This window comes from Streptomyces sp. NPDC005820 (genome assembly GCF_040630255.1).
Classification (GTDB): Bacteria; Actinomycetota; Actinomycetes; order Streptomycetales; family Streptomycetaceae; genus Streptomyces.
In genome coordinates this window covers 235,572-251,611 of the sequence record NZ_JBEXXE010000012.1, presented here as the reverse complement: position 1 = coordinate 251,611, position 16,040 = coordinate 235,572, and the positions used below count along the sequence as shown (strand labels likewise).

At 71.3% G+C, this 16,040-nt stretch carries 14 protein-coding genes, 1 tRNA gene and 2 pseudogenes; 8 read left to right on the top strand and 9 right to left on the bottom strand.

The genetic code is table 11. The annotated features are described in order from the left end of the window. The 4 genes and pseudogenes from ABZ464_RS17530 to ABZ464_RS17515 all read left to right on the top strand — a co-directional run. Positions 1-95: pseudogene (locus tag ABZ464_RS17530) on the top strand (carbohydrate ABC transporter permease); the annotation flags it as partial. A gap of 37 nt (positions 96-132) precedes the next feature. After that, positions 133-1,443, top strand: coding sequence for a glycoside hydrolase family 36 protein (locus tag ABZ464_RS17525; RefSeq protein WP_359277433.1), 1,311 nt, complete (start codon positions 133-135; stop codon positions 1,441-1,443). Beyond that, positions 1,443-3,455 carry a beta-galactosidase gene (locus ABZ464_RS17520; RefSeq protein ID WP_359277399.1) on the top strand — a complete coding sequence of 671 codons (2,013 nt, stop codon included), beginning with the start codon at positions 1,443-1,445 and terminating at the stop codon, positions 3,453-3,455. The genes ABZ464_RS17525 and ABZ464_RS17520 overlap by 1 nt, the downstream gene beginning before the upstream one ends. 91 nt (positions 3,456-3,546) lie before the next feature. Continuing rightward, positions 3,547-4,641 (top strand): hypothetical protein, encoded by a 1,095-nt coding sequence (locus ABZ464_RS17515; RefSeq protein WP_359277396.1) that lies wholly within the window; start codon positions 3,547-3,549, stop codon positions 4,639-4,641. On the opposite strand, the gene ABZ464_RS17510 is transcribed toward ABZ464_RS17515, so the two are convergent. Beyond that, positions 4,625-5,011: a VOC family protein gene (locus ABZ464_RS17510; protein ID WP_359277393.1), complete on the bottom strand. Its 387-nt coding sequence runs from the start codon at positions 5,009-5,011 to the stop codon at positions 4,625-4,627. The two genes, ABZ464_RS17515 and ABZ464_RS17510, sit on opposite strands and share 17 nt — an antisense overlap. A gap of 111 nt (positions 5,012-5,122) precedes the next feature. On the opposite strand from ABZ464_RS17510, the gene ABZ464_RS17505 reads away from it, so the two are divergent. From ABZ464_RS17505 to ABZ464_RS17495, 3 genes are read left to right on the top strand one after another with little or no spacing between them, the layout of a single operon-like run. Next, positions 5,123-5,911 (top strand): TetR/AcrR family transcriptional regulator C-terminal domain-containing protein, encoded by a 789-nt coding sequence (locus ABZ464_RS17505; protein ID WP_359277391.1) that lies wholly within the window; start codon positions 5,123-5,125, stop codon positions 5,909-5,911. Then, complete coding sequence (locus ABZ464_RS17500) at positions 5,911-6,060, top strand: hypothetical protein (protein WP_359277388.1); 150 nt, start codon at positions 5,911-5,913, stop codon at positions 6,058-6,060. The genes ABZ464_RS17505 and ABZ464_RS17500 overlap by 1 nt, the downstream gene beginning before the upstream one ends. Beyond that, positions 6,026-6,475 (top strand): PIN domain nuclease, encoded by a 450-nt coding sequence (locus ABZ464_RS17495; protein WP_359277385.1) that lies wholly within the window; start codon positions 6,026-6,028, stop codon positions 6,473-6,475. Before ABZ464_RS17500 ends, ABZ464_RS17495 begins: the two co-directional genes overlap by 35 nt. A 70-nt stretch (positions 6,476-6,545) precedes the next feature. On the opposite strand, the gene ABZ464_RS17490 is transcribed toward ABZ464_RS17495, so the two are convergent. From ABZ464_RS17490 to ABZ464_RS17475, 4 genes are all read right to left on the bottom strand, one after another. Next, entirely contained in the window at positions 6,546-7,973 is a 1,428-nt protein-coding gene (locus ABZ464_RS17490; RefSeq protein ID WP_359277383.1) for a GH1 family beta-glucosidase, read from the bottom strand. A gap of 101 nt (positions 7,974-8,074) precedes the next feature. Then, positions 8,075-8,944 (bottom strand): carbohydrate ABC transporter permease, encoded by an 870-nt coding sequence (locus ABZ464_RS17485; RefSeq protein ID WP_359277430.1) that lies wholly within the window; start codon positions 8,942-8,944, stop codon positions 8,075-8,077. A gap of 59 nt (positions 8,945-9,003) precedes the next feature. Beyond that, a complete protein-coding gene (locus ABZ464_RS17480) occupies positions 9,004-10,014 on the bottom strand; it encodes a sugar ABC transporter permease (protein ID WP_359277427.1) in 1,011 nt (336 codons plus the stop codon). Positions 10,015-10,019: 5 nt separating this feature from the next. After that, a complete protein-coding gene (locus ABZ464_RS17475; protein ID WP_359277380.1) occupies positions 10,020-11,348 on the bottom strand; it encodes an ABC transporter substrate-binding protein in 1,329 nt (442 codons plus the stop codon). Positions 11,349-11,696: 348 nt separating this feature from the next. Here ABZ464_RS17475 and ABZ464_RS17470 point away from each other — a divergent pair, with 348 nt between their 5' ends. Continuing rightward, positions 11,697-12,752 (top strand): LacI family DNA-binding transcriptional regulator, encoded by a 1,056-nt coding sequence (locus ABZ464_RS17470; RefSeq protein ID WP_359277376.1) that lies wholly within the window; start codon positions 11,697-11,699, stop codon positions 12,750-12,752. Between the two features lie 70 nt (positions 12,753-12,822). Here the strand turns inward: ABZ464_RS17470 and ABZ464_RS17465 are convergent. The 4 genes and pseudogenes from ABZ464_RS17465 to ABZ464_RS17450 all read right to left on the bottom strand — a co-directional run. After that, positions 12,823-13,317: pseudogene (locus tag ABZ464_RS17465) on the bottom strand (GNAT family N-acetyltransferase); the annotation flags it as partial. 86 nt (positions 13,318-13,403) lie between these two features. After that, positions 13,404-13,476 (bottom strand) — tRNA-His (locus ABZ464_RS17460). A 117-nt stretch (positions 13,477-13,593) separates the two neighbouring features. Continuing rightward, positions 13,594-14,196: an oligoribonuclease gene (orn, locus tag ABZ464_RS17455; RefSeq protein WP_359277374.1), complete on the bottom strand. Its 603-nt coding sequence runs from the start codon at positions 14,194-14,196 to the stop codon at positions 13,594-13,596. Positions 14,197-14,488: 292 nt separating this feature from the next. Continuing rightward, on the bottom strand, positions 14,489-15,718 hold the full coding sequence (locus ABZ464_RS17450) for a helix-turn-helix domain-containing protein (RefSeq protein WP_359277371.1): 1,230 nt from the start codon (positions 15,716-15,718) through the stop codon (positions 14,489-14,491). Between the last annotated feature and the right edge of the window lie 322 nt (positions 15,719-16,040).

The following is a 16,040-nucleotide window of genomic DNA, read 5'->3' as shown; positions in this document are numbered from 1 at the left end:
GCGCCCTCCTCACCGCGATCCCCACCCTGATCGTGTACTTCGCGCTCCAGCGGCAGTTCGTCAGCGGCCTGACCCTGGGCGCCAACAAGGGCTGACGGCCCCCGCACAACGCATCACGTGAAAGAGACCCCCGTGCACCACCCCTTCACCCCGGTGGCCTCCGTCCCCGTGGACCCGCGGCGCGCCCGTGTCCACGAGGAGGGATGGCAGTCCTGGAGCCCGAGCGGCGTCTACGCCCTCGGCGCACCCCCTCATCGCCCGACCAACGACAACTGGGCGACCGTCTGCTACCGCCCCGGGGTCACCGTCCCCGCGGGGGTCTTCCAGGGCGAGGGCCTCCTCGCCCTCGACCCCGGCGACGGCTCACCCGTCCGTCTGTGGGCCGCGCCGGACCCGGTCCGTGAGGTGCCCTCCATCCGCCTCACCCCGGCCGGACCGGTGGCGGAGATCAGCGCCGACGGCCCGGTGAAGGAGTTCACGGGCACGGACATCCAGGCGGTGCTGGCCGAGTGGGCGTCCGGCCTCGGCGTCCCGGCGCCGCGCCCGGCGCCCACCGTCTGGTGCTCCTGGTACGAGTACTTCACCGAGGTCACCGAGGACGACATCCACGAGAACCTGCGTGCGATGGACACCCTCGACCTGCCCGTCGACGTCGTCCAGATCGACGACGGTTACCAGCAGGCGCTCGGCGACTGGCTCACCCTCTCCGGCCGCTTCCGGTCCCGTCGCGGGATCGCGGAGGCCATCCGGGCCCGGGGCCGCCGCGCCGGCATCTGGACCGCGCCCTTCCTGGTCGACCCCGGCAGCGACCTCGCAGCCGAGCACCCCGACTGGCTGGTCCGCTCCGCCGACGGCGGCTTCGCGCACGCCGGCCGCAACTGGGGCCACGACCTGTACGTCCTCGACACCACCCACCCCGGGGCGGCGGCCCACCTCACCGAGGTCTTCCGCACGCTGCGGGCCGAGGGCTACGACTACTTCAAGGTCGACTTCCTGTACGCGGGCGCCCTGGACGGCGTACGGCACACCGCCGTGGACCCGTTGACCGCGTACCGGGACGGGATCGCGCTGATCCGTGCCGCGATCGGCCCCGACTCCTACCTCCTGGGCTGCGGCGCGCCGATCCTGGCGTCGATCGGCCTGTTCGACGCGATGCGGGTCAGCCCGGACACGGCACCGCACCGCGCTTCCGAGGCCGGCGACTTCAGCCAGCCCGGGCAGGACGCGGCCGAGTTCACCGGGGCCGCCCGGCAGTGGCAGCACGGCCGGTTCTGGATCAACGACCCGGACTGCCTGATGGCGCGTCCGGCGGTGGAGACGCGCGAGCGGTGGGCCGCGCACGTGGAGGCGACGGGCGGCCTGATGGCATCCAGCGACCGTCTGCTCTCCCTGGACCCGTGGGGCGTGGACACCACGCGCCGACTGCTGTCGGGAGGCGAGTGATGGAACGAGAACTGAAGGTCCCCGGGATCGCCTACGGCGGCGACTACAACCCCGAGCAGTGGCCCGAGGAGGTCTGGGCCGAGGACGTGCGCCTCATGGCCGAGGCCGGGGTGAACATGGTCAGCGTCAACATCTTCTCCTGGGCGCTGCTGGAGCCGTCCGAGGGCGTGTACGACTTCTCGCGCCTCGACCGCATCCTCGACCTGCTGTACACCCACGGCATCGCCGCCGACCTCGCGACCCCGACGGCGGCCCCGCCGGCCTGGTTCTTCAAGGCCCACCCCGAGGCGCTGCCGGTGGACCGTGACGGCCGCGGACTGTCGTACGGCAGCCGCCAGACGTTCTGCCCGTCGAGCCCGGCCTACCGCGAGGCCGCCCTGCGGATCGCGCGGGCCCTCGGGGAGCGGTACGCCGAGCACCCGGCGGTCGTCATGTGGCACATCCACAACGAGTACGGCTGCCACAACGCGGAGTGCTTCTGCGACACCAGCGCGCAGGCCTTCCGCCGCTGGCTGCGGGAGAAGTACGCCGACGACCTCGCGGCGCTGAACGACGCCTGGGGCACCACCTTCTGGAGCCAGTGGTACTACGACTGGGACGAGATCATCCCGCCCCGGGCGACGGGCGCGGTCCCGAACCCCGCCCACCGGCTGGACTGGCGCCGCTTCTGCAGCGACGCGCTGCTGTCGCTGTGCGTGGCGGAGCGTGAGGTGCTGGCCGAGGCGGCTCCGGCGATCCCCGCCACCACCAACTTCATGGTGATGTACAACTTCGACGCGCTGGACTACTGGCGCTGGGCGCCCGCGCTGGACGTCGTCTCCAACGACCACTACCTGCGCTCGACCGACCCCGAGTCGGAGATCGACATCGCGATGAGCGGTGACCTCGTACGGTCCCTGGCGGGCGGCCCCTGGCTGCTGATGGAGCACTCGACGGGCGCGGTGAACTGGCAGCCCGTCAACCGGGCCAAGGGCCCCGGTGAGTTGAAGCGGAACGCGCTCGCGCATGTGGCGCACGGCGCCGACGGCATCGCCTACTTCCAGTGGCGGGCCGCGAAGGCGGGCGCCGAGCAGTGGCACTCGGCGATGCTGCCGCACGCCGGCACGGACAGCGCGATCTGGCGGGACGTGGTGGCCCTCGGCGCGGACCTGAAGGCGCTGGCCGAGGTGCGCGGCAGCACCGGCACCGCCGAGACGGCGATCGTCTGGGACTGGGACGCCAAGTGGGCGCTGGAACTGCCCTCGCAGCCCAGCGAGGCGGTCCGCTTCCTGGAGCTCGTCCGCTCCTGGTACGAGCCGCTGTGGCGGGCGGGCGTCGCCGTGGACTTCGTACGGCCCGACGCGGACCTGTCGGCGTACCGGCTGGTCCTGGCCCCCAGCCTGTACCTCGTGGACGACGCGGGCGCCGCGAACCTCACCGGTTTCGCCGAGCGCGGCGGCACGCTGGTGGTCGGCTTCCACAGCGGGGCCGTGGACCAGAACTGCCATGTGCGGCTGGGCGGTTACCCGGGCGCGTTCCGGGAGGCGCTGGGGGTGCGGACCGACGAGCTCTTCCCGCTGCTGCCGGGGCAGCAGGCCGGTCTGGACACCGGCGGCTCGGGCTCGCTGTGGTCGGAGCGGGTGCGGCCGGCCGGGGCGCAGACCGTGTCCTCGTACACCGACGGCCCCCTCGCCGGCGTCCCGGCGGTCACCCGCCACGGCTACGGCACCGGCACCGCCTGGTACGTGGCGACCCTGCCCGACGCCGAGACCCTGGCCGCGCTGCTGCACCGGATCCGCGAGGAGTCGGACGTACGGCCGGTGCTGGACGCCGTCCTGCCGCCGGGGGTGGAGGCGGTCCGCCGCCGGGGCGCCGAGGCCGACTACCTGTTCCTGATCGACCACGCGGGCGCGGGGGCGGAGATCGCCGTCGCTCCCGAGTCGGTGGAGCTGCTCGGCGGCAAGCCGGTGCTGGGCGGCTCGGTGTCCGTGCCGCCGGGCGGGGTGGCGGTCGTACGGGAGCCGCGCGCGTAGTCCCGGTGAACGAGGCCCCCTTGTCGTCGACCTGGGGGCCTCCTAGCCTGCTCTTCTCGCGGGTGTCACCCGGTGGCGAGGGGAGCTTTCGTTGGCTACGAGACCGTCCGACGAGGAGATCCTTCAGGCCGTCGAACGGCAGCTGGCGGCTCGGCGCCGGATCAACACCCGGCTCACCGATCCGGGCGCGGCCTCGCTCGTCTGGGAGTCGGTCCTGGAGTGCGAGATCCACCGGTCGATCCTGAAGCGTGACGTGGGCCCCCGGAAGGCGAAGGGGCCGCTGAGCCGGAACCGGCACATCGTCGAACGCGTGACCTGCGCCGACCTCGAGGCGTACGTCGTGGAGCCGCCCGCCGACCCCGCGCAGCGCCAGGTCGTCCACCTCGTGCAGGAGGGGACGCTCGACGAGGTGCCGTGCGGGGACTGCGAGGGCGGCACGCAGAGCTGCGGGACGTGCGACGGGCGGGGCAGGGTCGACTGCCCCGCCTGGATCGTGTGCGAGGTGTGCCGCGGCGGCCCGGACACCTGCTGGGAGTGCGACGGCACCGGCACGCCGCGCACGCGCCGGGCGCGGGGCGGCACCCGTCCCCGGCGGGAGGGAACGCGGGAGCGGGCCGCCGAGTGCAAACGGTGCCACGCGGCGGACGTGGCCTGCCCGAAGTGCTCCGGCGACTGGCGGTGGGAGTGCCCGGCCTGCGACGGGAAGGGGCACCTGCGCTGCGGGACGTGCAACGGCGACAAGCGCGTCCGGCACAAGGGGTGCGACGCCACCGGACGCCTCACCGTCTGGACCGGCGCCACGATCACCCACGAGCCCCACCATGACGAACTGCCCGTCAAGCGCTACTCCGGCAGACTGCGGTCCGGCGACTGGCACCGGGAGATCCTCACCAGCCCCCACGAAGACCTCCCGGACTTCCTGGAGGACGGCCACGCCAAGCGGCTCGCGCCCCTCCTCCAGAAACGGGAGGGCGAGGTCCGCCGCCGCGTCCACATCCGCCTGCTCCCCTTCGCCAGGGTCGAGACCCCCGCCGACCCGGACCACGTCTACCACGCCTTCCCCCTCCTCTCCGGCGGCATCGAGGTCATCGACCGCTTCAGCCGGCAGCGCAAGGCCGCGCTGCTCTGGGCGGCCGCGGCGGTCGTCGCCCTCGCGGTCACGATCACGCTCACCGTTCTGCGCTGACCCAGTCGACGAGCTGGACGATGACCCCGTTGGGGTCGGTCACCTGGAAGGCGCGCTCGCCCCAGGGCTCCTCGGTCAGCGGCATGGTGACGGTGACGCCCTCGGCGGTCAGCCGGGCCAGCTCGGCCTCCAGGTCGTCCACGACGAAGGCGAGGATCACCCCGTCGGCGTGGTCGTCGCGCTGGTCCTCGGGCAGCGACGCGAGACCGCGCCGCAGGTAGACGACGTTCATGCCGGCGTCCGGCCGGCTCAGCGACACGAACCCGTCGGCGGCCGCCTCCTCCCGGAACCCGAAGTGCTCGGTGAGGAAGGCGCTGGACGCGGCCACGTCGTCGACGTTCAGGGAGACGGCGGAGGCGGTGATCGGCACGGGTGCTCCTTCGAAGGGGGCGGCGACGGGGCTGAAACTCCGTACTTTGTACACTGTACTGCGTACGAAGATGAAATGCGGGAGAGTCCACGCATGGGGGAAACTGGCCCCGTGCCTGTCGAGAGAAGCAGCGCCGGAGATCCGGCCCGCACCCTGGAGTTGCTCTGGCGCGTCCCCGCCGACGCCCCCCGACGCGGACCGCGGCAGCGGCTCAGCATCGACGCGGTCGTCGACGTCGCGATCGGCCTGGCGGACGCCGAGGGGCTGGAGGCGCCGACCATGCGACGGGTGGCGCAGGGGCTGGGAGTGGCGCCGATGACGCTCTACACCTATGTGCCGGGCAAGGCCGAACTGCTGGACCTCATGCTGGACGCCGTCTACGCCCGGATGCCCCGGACCGACACCGCGGGGCGGCCCTGGCGGGAGCGGCTGACCGCCGTGGCCGAGGAGAACAGGGCGCTGTTCGAGGCGCACCCGTGGGCCGCGTCGGTCGCCACCGGCCGGCCGCCGCTCGGGCCCGGGCTGATGGCCAAGTACGAGCACGAACTGTCGGCGCTGGACGGCTGCGGCCTCGACGACGTCGAGCGGGACGACGCCCTGACCTACCTCCTCGACTTCGTCCGGGCCCACGCCCGCTCGGCGGCCGAGGCACGCGACGCCCGACGGGACAGCGCGATGGACGACGCACAGTGGTGGGCCGCCAACGCCCCCCTGCTCGCCCAGGTCCTCGACCCCGCCACCTACCCGACCGCCACCCGCGTGGGCACGGCAGCGGGCACCGCCCACGGCAGCGCCCACAACCCCGAACACGCGTACACCTTCGGCCTGGCCCGCGCCCTGGACGGCTTGGCCGCGCTCGTCGAGCGGAGGGGTGGGGGCTCGGCGGGAAGTCTCTTGTGATGGCGGATGACGACGCTCAGGGATTCCAGGCAGGGCAGTCGCGGCTGATCGTGAGGGTTCCGGAGGCGCTCGCCCTGGCCCGGCTCGCGGCGCGGGCGGACGCCGGCGACTTCGATGTGTTGCTGGAGAAGGAGAACTACCGTCGATGAGCACGGCCGCCCATCCATCGACACCAGCGCCCTCGTGCGCATCCTGAAGCGGCCGGCTCGAGCCCTCCGGGAGAAGCCTCTGGAAGAGGGGCTGATCGCCCGCTGCCCGCTGACCGAAGTCGAGTTTCTCCACAGCGCGAGGAACGCCGAGGACCGGGCCGAACTGGTCCGGGACCTGGATGCGGTGTTCGGCTGGACCCCTCTGGACGACCGGGCCGTCACGCGAGCAGGGGACGTACAACGGGAACTCACCGAGAAGGGACGGCACCGTTGTGCCGGCGCCCTGGATCTGCTCGTCGCCGCTACCGCCGAACTTCAGGGGCTGACCGTGCTGCACTACGACAGCGACTTCGAGACGATCGCGTCGGTGACGGGGCAGCCGACCCAGTGGCTCGCGGCACCGGGCACCCTCTGAGCGGTCCCCGGGGAAACCACCGGGGCGCGGCACGCCCCCTCGACGTGCCGCGCCCCTCCCCTTCCCCGGGTCAGGTGGTTTCGGGTGACGGGAGGGTGCCGGTGCGGGCCGCCTCGCCGTACCAGTGCGCGCTCGACTTCGGCGTCCGGGTCAGCGTCGCGTAGTCCACGTACACCGCCCCGAACCGCTTCCCGTAGCCGTACGCCCACTCGAAGTTGTCCAGCAGGGACCACAGGTAGTAGCCGCGCACGTCCGCGCCGTCCGCGATGGCCCGGCGCACGGCCGACAGGTGGCCGTGGAGGTAAGCGATCCGCTCCGGGTCGTGGACGCGGCCGTCCGGGTCGGGCTTGTCGTCGTAGGCCGCGCCGTTCTCGGTGATGTAGAGGGGCAGCCCGGGGGCTTCCTTCGTGTACCGCATGATCAGCTCGTGCAGGCCCGACGGGTCGATCGTCCAGCCCATCTCCGTGCGGTCCCCGGGCGTCTGGTGGAACGCGACGTCGTCCGCGGCGGGCCAGGGCGAGTGGTCGCTCGCGCCGTGGCCGTCCGTGCGCGGACCCTTCGGCCGCTCCTGGGCCGCCGAGACCAGCGTCGGCGTGTAGTAGTTCAGGCCCAGCGCGTCCAGCGGCTGCTGGATCGCCCGCAGGTCGCCGTCGAGGACGTACGACCAGTCGGTCAGACCGGAGGTGGCCGCGAGCAGCGTCTCCGGGTACGCGCCCTTCAGGATCGGGCCGTGGAAGACGCCGTTGGCCAGGTCGTCGATCGTGCGGGCCGCCGCCGCGTCCTCCGCCGACTCCGAAAGGGGGCGTACGACCGAGGAGTTGAGGCTGATCGCCACCGTGTTGCGGGCCGGCATCACCGAGCGGAGCGCCGACGTGCCGAGGCCGTGGGCGAGGTTCAGGTGGTGGGCGGCGCGCAGGGACGCCGCCGGGTCGGTGCGGCCGGGCGCGTGCACCCCGGACGCGTAGCCCAGGAACGCGCTGCACCAGGGCTCGTTCAGGGTGATCCAGTTCTCCACCCGGTCGCCCAGCGCCTCGCCGACGATCTGCGCGTACTCGGCGAACCGGTACGCCGTGTCGCGCTCCGGCCAGCCGCCCGCGTCCTCCAGCTCCTGCGGCAGGTCCCAGTGGTACAGGGTGACGGCGGGCTTGATGCCCTTCGCCAGCAGCTCGTCGACCAGCCGGCGGTAGAAGTCCAGGCCCACCTGCACGGCCGGACCCCGGCCGGTCGGCTGGACCCGGGACCAGGAGATGGAGAAGCGGTACGCCGTCAGACCCAGCTCCGCCATCAGCGCGACGTCCTCGCGGTAGCGGTGGTAGTGGTCGACAGCGATGTCACCGTGCTCGCCGCCGAGGGTCTTGCCCGGCGTATGGCTGAAGGTGTCCCAGATCGAGGGGGTGCGGCCGTCCTCCCGCACCGCCCCCTCGATCTGGTACGCGGAGGTCGCCGCGCCCCAGAGGAAGGCGGGAGGAAAGGTCACAGGGGTGACGGGATCAGTCATGGAAGCGCTCCCATGGATGGTCGTCGAGACCGACGAGATTGGGGGGAAGTGGGGTGAGCAGGGCCGGGGCGGCGGTGACCCGGCCCCTGTATCGCAAGAGGTCAGCCCTTCACCGCGCCCTGCATGATGCCGCCCACGATCTGCTTGCCGAAGATCGCGAAGATCACCAGCAGCGGCAGCGTGCCCACCAGAGCGCCCGCCATGATCAGGGACTGGTCCGGGGTGTATCCACGGCCGAGGCCCGCGAGCGCGACCTGCACGGTGGGGTTGCCGGTCTGGCTCAGGACCAGGAAGGGCCACAGGAAGTCGTTCCACGTCTGGACGAACGTCAGCATGCCGAGCACCGCCATCGCGGGGCGCGCCGTGGGGAACACCACGTGCCACACGACACGCCAGCTGCTCGCGCCGTCCACCCGGGCCGCCTCGATGATCTCGTCGGGCAGCGCCTGGATCAGGTACTGCCGCATGAAGAACACACCGAACGCGCTCACCAGCGACGGCAGGATCACCGCCTGGAGCTGATCGGTCCACTCCAGCTTGGCGACCATCATGTACAGCGGGATGACGCTCAGCTGCGGCGGCACCATCATCGTGCCGATCACGATCAGCATCAGCGCGCCCTTGCCCTTGAACCGCAGTTTGGCGAAGGCGAAACCGGCGATCGTGGAGAGGAACACGATCGTCGCCGCCGAAGTCCCGGCCACGAAGGTCGTGTTGACGAAGGCCTTGCCCAGGTTCGCGTCGTTCCAGGCCACGTCCACGTTGTGGATGAGGTTGGAGCCGAACACGAACGGCGGCGGGTTCTCCGCCAGCCGGTTGTTGTCGCGGGACGCGGCGATCGCCGTCCACAGCAGCGGGAACAGCGACACGATGGTGAACACGCCCAGGACGAGGTAGGCGATCGGGCCGCCGTGCATCTGCCCGCCGGCCCGCGCGGACCTGGGCCGGCGCACCTTGCGGGCCGTCGGCACGGCGTCCTCGGGTTCCGCGGACTTCGCGGTCGTTGTCGTCGTCGTCACGGCCGGTACTCCTAACTACTGGCGCGCAGCCGGCGCGAGATGACGTAGTTGACGATGCCGATCACGATCAGGATCAGGAACATCGTCCAGGCGATCGCCGAGGCCCGGCCCAGGTGCTGGTTCACCCAGCCCTGCTCGTACAGGTACAGACCGAGCGTCTGGAACTGGTGCTCCGCGCCGCCCGAGGCGCCCTTGTTGGCGTCGAACAGCAGCGGCTCACCGAAGACCTGGCTGGCGCCGATCGTGGAGACGACGACCGTGAACAGGATCGTCGGCCGCAGCGACGGCAGCGTCACGTGCAGGAACTGCCGCCAGCGGCTGGCGCCGTCCAGCGCCGCCGACTCGTACAGGTCCTGCGGGATCGCCTGCATCGCGGCCAGGTAGATCAGCGCGTTGTAGCCGGTCCACCGCCAGATGATGATCGACGAGACGGCGATCTGTGACGGCCACTTGTCGTTCTGCCAGTCGATCGCGTCGATCCCGACGAAGTGGAGGCCCCAGTTGATCATGCCGTAGTCGCGCCCGAAGAGGAGCACGAAGACCAGCGCGGCGGCCGCGATCGAGGTGGCGTACGGCGCGAGCATCGCGACCCGGTAGAAGGTCGAGGCGCGCAGCTTGTAGTTGAGGATATGGGCGAGGCCCATGGCCATCAGCAGCTGGGGAACGGTCGAGATGATCCCGATCGTCAGGGTGTTCCGCGCCGCGTTCCAGAAGAAGTCGTCGTCGAAGATGCGCGTGTAGTTGCGCATCCCCACCCAGGTCATGTCGGTGGGCGCGGTCAGCTCCACCTGGTGCAGCGACGCCCAGCCGGTGTAGACCAGCGGGAACAGGCCGAACGCGAGGAAGAGCAGGAAGAACGGCGAGACGAAGGCGTACGGGGACCAGCGGATGTCCCGCTGCCAGCGGCGCGAGAGCCGGTCACGGCGCCGCCGCTCGGCTTCCGTGGCCTCCGCGGGCACGCGGCCCGGGGCCGCGCCCCCCTCCTTCGCGGGGGGCGCGGCGGTGTCGTGGCGGGTGGCCATACGGGTCACTTGTCCAGGTTGTTGTCGATGGTCTTGGTGGCCGTCTCCCAGGCCTCCTTCGCCGACTTGCCCTTCGTGACGAGGAAGACGCCGTTGTCGGACAGGCCCTGCTGGATGATCTGGTCCTTCGGGCCGATCACCTGCACCGGGGCGGTCTTGGCGGCCTCGGAGAAGACCGTGCCGACCGGCGAGTCACCGGTCATCGCGTTCTTGGCGCCGGTGACTTCGGGCATCGTGTACGTGGCCGGGGCGCTCGGGAAGTTGCCCTGCACCTTGAAGAGCTTCGCCTGCTGCTCGGGCGCGGTCAGCCACTTGACGAGCTCTTCGGCCTCCTTCACGTGCTTGCCGCTCTTGGGCACGCCCAGGAAGGAGCCGCCCCAGTTGCCGGACTTGGGCGCGACGGCCACGTCCCACTTGCCGGCGTCCTCGGCCTTGGCGTTGGCCTTGATGGTGCCGAGCATCCACGGCGGGCAGGCGATGGTGGCGAACTTGCTCTGGGCTATCGTCGTGTTCCAGGGCTGAGTGAACTGCGACTGGGCCTGGACCAGGCCCTCCTCGGCAGCCTTCGCGCTCAGATCGAAGGCGGCCTTCACGGCCGGGTTCGACTTGTAGATGATCTCGCCGGAGGAGTCGTAGAACTTCTCCTTCTCACTGCTGAGGACGGCGTTGAGCAGGCCGCCGGGGGAGTCCATGAAGAACGTGCCCGCCTTGGCCTTCTTCTTGTACTGCTCGCCGGCGGTGACGAACTTGTTCCAGTCGCCCGCCCACAGCGCGCCGACCTTTTCGCGGTCGGTGGGCAGACCGGCCTGCTCGAAGAGGTCCTTGCGGTAGCAGATGGCCATCGGGCCGACGTCGGTGCCGAGGCCGATCGTCTGGCCGTCCTTGGTGGTGGCCTGCGACCACTTCCAGTCCAGCCACTGGCTCTTGTCGACGCCCGAGACCTTCGACATGTCCTCGAACTTGGCCGCCTGGGTGGCGACGACCTCGGCGATGTTGCCCACCTCGATGGCCTGGACGTCCATCAGGCCGCTGTTGGTGGTGAGGTGGTTGACGAGCGCCGGGTAGTAGTTCTCGTTCTTCTCCGTGACGTTCTCGGCGATCTTGATGTCGGGGTGGAGCTTCTCGTACTCCGTGTAGAGCCCGGCCTCCTTGAAGCCGAAGGTGCCGAAAAGCCCCAGCGTGATCGTGGTCTTGCCCTTGCCGCTGCCGGACGACGACCCGTCGGTTGCGTCGTCGCCGCTGTCGTCGGCACAGCCGGCCAGCAGCCCGGCGCCCAGCGACGCGACCGCCGCGAGGACCACCACCCGGCGGGCGGTTCGGGTACGTGCGCGCATTGCGTCCTCCTGTTGCCCTGACGTGCCGACCCCCCGGCCAACTGCATTGTTGGGCCCGTTGTTTCTCGCTGCGGCTCGGGCGGGGAACGTGCGGGATGTGTATGTGTCAGGTACCGTGGGAGCGCTCCCACAGGTGATGTGTTGAAGAGTCGTCGGTTCGGGCGGGGGTGTCAAGGGTGGGGACACGGAGAGGTGTGTTCAGTTATCCGGCTGTTAGCTAACCCCGGCGAGTGATGCACATTTGGTCCAGTTCGGTATATAGCGGACTGCTGGGCTCCGCGGGGGCCGAGTGGTCGGGACTGTTAGATTCCAGGCCAGCGTGATGACGACGGCGGGAAGGCGGAGCCCATGGCAAGCCACGGAGCGCGGGGCCGCAGCGGCGGCAGGCCCACCCTCGAAGAGGTGGCCGCCCGGGCCGGCGTGGGCCGCGGCACGGTCTCCCGGGTGATCAACGGGTCGCCCCGGGTCAGCGACGCGACCCGCGCGGCGGTGGAGGCGGCCGTCGCGGAACTCGGCTATGTCCCCAACACGGCCGCCCGCGCCCTCGCGGCCAACCGCACGGACGCGATCGCCCTGGTCGTCCCCGAGCCGGAGACCCGCTTCTTCGCCGAGCCCTACTTCTCGGACATGCTGCGCGGTGTGGGCGCCGAACTCGCCGACACCGAGATGCAGTTGCTGCTGATCTTCGCGGGTAGCGACCGCGAACGCGAACGCCTGGCCCAGTACCTGGCGGCGCACCGCGTGGACGGCGTCCTGCTGGTCTCGGTCCACGCCGACGACCCGCTGCCCGATCTACTGGCCCAGCTGGAGATCCCGGCGGTGATCAGCGGCCCCCGGTCCGCCGCGGAGACGCTGCCCTCCGTGGACTCCGACAACTACGGCGGCGGCCGCTCGGCCGTCGAGCACCTCCTTGCCCGGGGCCGCACCCGCATCGCCCACATCACCGGCCGCCTCGACGTGTACGGTGCCCAGCGCCGCGTCGACGGCTACCGCGACGCCCTGCGGGACGCGGGGTACAAGGCGGACGAGGCGCTCGTCGAGCCCGGCGACTTCACCGAGGAGGGCGGCCACCGGGCGATGGTCGCGCTGCTCGCCCGCGATCCCTCGCTGGACGCGGTGTTCGCCGGCTCGGACGTGATGGCGGCGGGCGCCCGCCAGGCCCTCCGGGAGGCGGGCCGCCGTATCCCCGAGGACGTGGCCCTGGTCGGCTACGACGACTCGGCCATCGCCCGCCACATGGAGCCGCCCCTGACGAGCGTGCGCCAGCCGATCGAGGAGATGGGCCGACGGATGCTGGACCTCCTCCTCACGGAGATCGCGGACCGCCGCCCGGCGGTGTCCCGTGGCCTGGAGCGGCGGCAGGTGGTCCTGGCGACGGATCTGGTGGGGCGGGCCTCGTCCTAGAGCCTGTGGCGAAAGCGGCTGCCGCGCGACGCACCTTGCCCCAGGGCCCGTCCGAGCCGTGGGGGAGTGGCGGGGCGGTGAGCCGCCATCTGATCTCGCCGTCCTGCTTCTCCTCGGTGGGGGAGAGCCCGGCCGCGCGGGCCACGGTGGCGGAGGCGTGGTGGTCGGGGTGGACGTGGGCGGTGATCGTACGGATGCCCTGTCGCCGTAGCCGCTCCACGAGCCCTCGGGCCGCCTCGGAGGCGAGACCGCGGCCCTGCCAGGGGGTGCCGACCACCCAGGCGATCTCGGCGTGCTCCGGGCCGCTCACCGTGGCCTGGACGGTGCCGGCGAGGCAGTCCTCCTCGGTGAGCCGCAGGACCCAGTTGTGCCAGGAGACGGTCGGGTCGGGGGAACCGGCGACCAGGCGCTCGTAGCGGGCGCGAAGGGCTTCGGGGGTGCTGGGGGCGCCGCCGATGAAGGTGTGGAGGGCGGGGTCGGCCAGAACGGCGGCCATCTCCTCGGCGTGCTCCACCCGGAGGGGGAGGAGAGTGAGCCGGGCGGTGGTGATCGGTTCCGTACGCAAGGCGCGGCTCCCTGTGTTTCCCGTGCTCCCCGGAAACGCATCAGCCGGTGACCTCCCTTTCGGGAAGTCACCGGCTGATGACTCAGGGTGAGTGACGGGACTCGAACCCGCGGCATCCTGGACCACAACCAGGTGCTCTACCAGCTGAGCTACACCCACCAAGACCGGCTGTTGACTTTGTGTCGTCTCCGACCGGCCGAGAAAAAGTGTACAGGGTCCGAAGGGGTGCTCGCGCACGGCTTTTCCCGGGGCCGTCCGAGCGCCGCTTTCGGCGCGCTACTGGGAGGGCAGCACGTGCTTCGCGGCGATCGTCCTCGCCGTGTCGGAGTCGGGGCCGGGCTGCGGTACGAAGACGGCCTCGCGGTAGTAGCGCAGTTCCGCGATCGACTCGCGGATGTCGGCGAGGGCGCGGTGGTTGCCGTTCTTCTCGGGGCTGTTGAAGTACGCCCTCGGGTACCAGCGGCGGGCCAGCTCCTTGATGGAGGAGACGTCGACGATCCGGTAGTGGAGGTAGTCCTCCAGGGTCGCCATGTCCCGGGCGAGGAAACCGCGGTCGGTGCCGACGGAGTTGCCGCACAGCGGGGCCTTGCCGGGTTCCTTCACGTGCTCTCGGACGTAGGCGAGGACCTGTTCCTCGGCCTCGGCGAGCGTCGTGCCGCCGGCCAGCTCCTCCAGCAGGCCGGACGCGGTGTGCATCTGGCGCACCACCTCCGGCATCGTCTCCAGTGCCTTGGCCGGCGGCCGGATGACGATGTCCACCCCCTCGCCGAGGATGTTCAGCTCGGAGTCGGTGACGAGGGCGGCAACCTCGATGAGCGCGTCGTCGGACAGCGAGAGGCCGGTCATCTCGCAGTCGATCCACACCATGCGATCGTTCATGCGACCACCCTAAAGCGGAGGCCCGCTTTTGTGGCGTCCCCGTGCTGCTGCGGGCCTCACCCGAAGGGGAGGGGGCAGGGCGGGCGCCTCCCACCCGGCTCGGCTGGGAGGAAGGGCGGGTGCCCCCACTCAGGCCGTCCGGCGTTTTTTGAGGACGAGGCGCCTTCAGGGCCGAAAGGGGCGTCCGGGGGCGCAGCCCCCAGCGGGGTCGAAGGGGCGGAGCCCCTGGGGGATGGGAACGGGTAAGGGCGGCGGGGGCGAAATCATCGTCCCCGCCGCCCCACTCACGCTGTTACATCCCGCTCCGCTGCCCCGGCAGGCTCGCTCGCGACGCCGCATACGCCTCGCGCGCGTGGTCGGACGCGAGGCCGGCGCCCAGCGCGCCGGAGGTCGCCGTGCGTCGGATCTGGGGCGGGACCGGGCCCGGACCCTCCGAGTGGAGGGAGGGGGGCGGACCCGCCGGTGACGGTGACGGCGGCTCGGGCTCCAGCACTCGCTCGCCCTGCGGCCGGCGCGCCCGGTACGCCGCCCGGTAGGCGGCCGGGGACGAGCCGAGCTGACGGCGGAAGTGCCCGCGCAGCGCCACCGGTGAGCGGAAGCCGCAGCGGCCCGCGACCTCGTCCACCGAGTAGTCCGACGTCTCCAGCAGGCGCTGCGCCTGGAGGACCCGCTGTGTGATCAGCCACTGCAGCGGCGCGCTGCCGGTCAGGGACCGGAAGCGGCGGTCGAAGGTGCGGCGCGACATGTACGCGCGCGCGGCCAGCGTCTCCACGTCGAACTGCTCGTGGAGGTGTTCCAGCGCCCAGGCGACGACCTCGGCCAGCGGGTCGGCGCCGATCTCCTCCGGTAAAGACCGGTCGAGGTAGCGCTCCTGGCCGCCCGACCGGCGCGGGGGGACCACCAGACGGCGGGCCAGCGCCCCGGCCGCCTCGTTGCCGTGGTCCGTCCGCACGATGTGGAGACAGAGATCGATTCCGGCGGCCGTGCCCGCCGACGTCAGGACGTCGCCGTCGTCCACGAAGAGCTCTCGTGGATCCACGTGCACCGACGGATAGCGCTTGGCCAGCGTCGGTGCGTACATCCAGTGGGTGGTGGCCGGGCGGCCGTCCAGCAGACCCGCGGCGGCCAGCACGAACGCGCCGGTGCACAGGCCCACGATGCGGGCGCCCTCTTCATGCGCCCGCCGCAGCGCGTCGAGCGCGTCCTCCGGTGGCGGAGAAGTGATCGAACGCCAGGCCGGCACGACGACCGTGCCCGCCCGTGAGATCGCTTCCAGGCCATGCGGCGCGGTCAGTTCCAGGCCTCCTGTGGTCCGCAGCGGGCCTTCTTCGCCGCCGCACACCAACAGGCGATATCGCGGCACGCCGGCGTCCTGGCGGTCAATCCCGAACACCGACAGCGGAATGGAACTCTCGAAGATGGGGCCGCCGCTGAACAGCAGCACCGCGACGATCTCCTTGCGGCGTCGCCCGGACAGTTTCCGGGCCGCGGCTTCCGGCGCGGCAGTGGAGTCGTGGCTCATCCTGCTAAGCCCCCCTCGGTGGTCGCGGCTCCTCGGTTGTGTCGCTCCTGCACGTTTCCCCTCGGTCCTGCACGAGTCCCCCGCCGTAGACAGTCAAGATCGAATCTACTGTGTCGCGCGACGCCGGAGTGGCCAGTTCAGCACCCGGCGGATTGTCGACTTGGCAACTTGGCGTGAAGCATTCGATCACGAAGCGTTGCACTCGTGGAGCGTGCAGGGAAGTGCGCCTCGTCGTAGTGGCCAATCCCCGTAGGGTGCGCAGGGCTCCCGAGGGCTTATACGCGCAGGTGGCACGGGGGGTGGGGGGTGGTTACGGCAAGGG

What these genes read in the sequence shown, in the direction of transcription:
- ABZ464_RS17500 (WP_359277388.1), top strand. Translation starts at nt 5,911, where the DNA reads ATGGCGGATGACGACGCTCAGGGATTCCAGGCAGGGCAGTCGCGGCTG.
- ABZ464_RS17475 (WP_359277380.1), bottom strand. Translation starts at nt 11,348, where the DNA reads ATGCGCGCACGTACCCGAACCGCCCGCCGGGTGGTGGTCCTCGCGGCG.
- ABZ464_RS17520 (WP_359277399.1), top strand. Translation starts at nt 1,443, where the DNA reads ATGGAACGAGAACTGAAGGTCCCCGGGATCGCCTACGGCGGCGACTAC.
- ABZ464_RS17470 (WP_359277376.1), top strand. Translation starts at nt 11,697, where the DNA reads ATGGCAAGCCACGGAGCGCGGGGCCGCAGCGGCGGCAGGCCCACCCTC.
- ABZ464_RS17480 (WP_359277427.1), bottom strand. Translation starts at nt 10,014, where the DNA reads ATGGCCACCCGCCACGACACCGCCGCGCCCCCCGCGAAGGAGGGGGGC.
- ABZ464_RS17450 (WP_359277371.1), bottom strand. Translation starts at nt 15,718, where the DNA reads ATGAGCCACGACTCCACTGCCGCGCCGGAAGCCGCGGCCCGGAAACTG.
- ABZ464_RS17490 (WP_359277383.1), bottom strand. Translation starts at nt 7,973, where the DNA reads ATGACTGATCCCGTCACCCCTGTGACCTTTCCTCCCGCCTTCCTCTGG.
- ABZ464_RS17495 (WP_359277385.1), top strand. Translation starts at nt 6,026, where the DNA reads ATGTGTTGCTGGAGAAGGAGAACTACCGTCGATGAGCACGGCCGCCCA.
- orn (WP_359277374.1), bottom strand. Translation starts at nt 14,196, where the DNA reads ATGAACGATCGCATGGTGTGGATCGACTGCGAGATGACCGGCCTCTCG.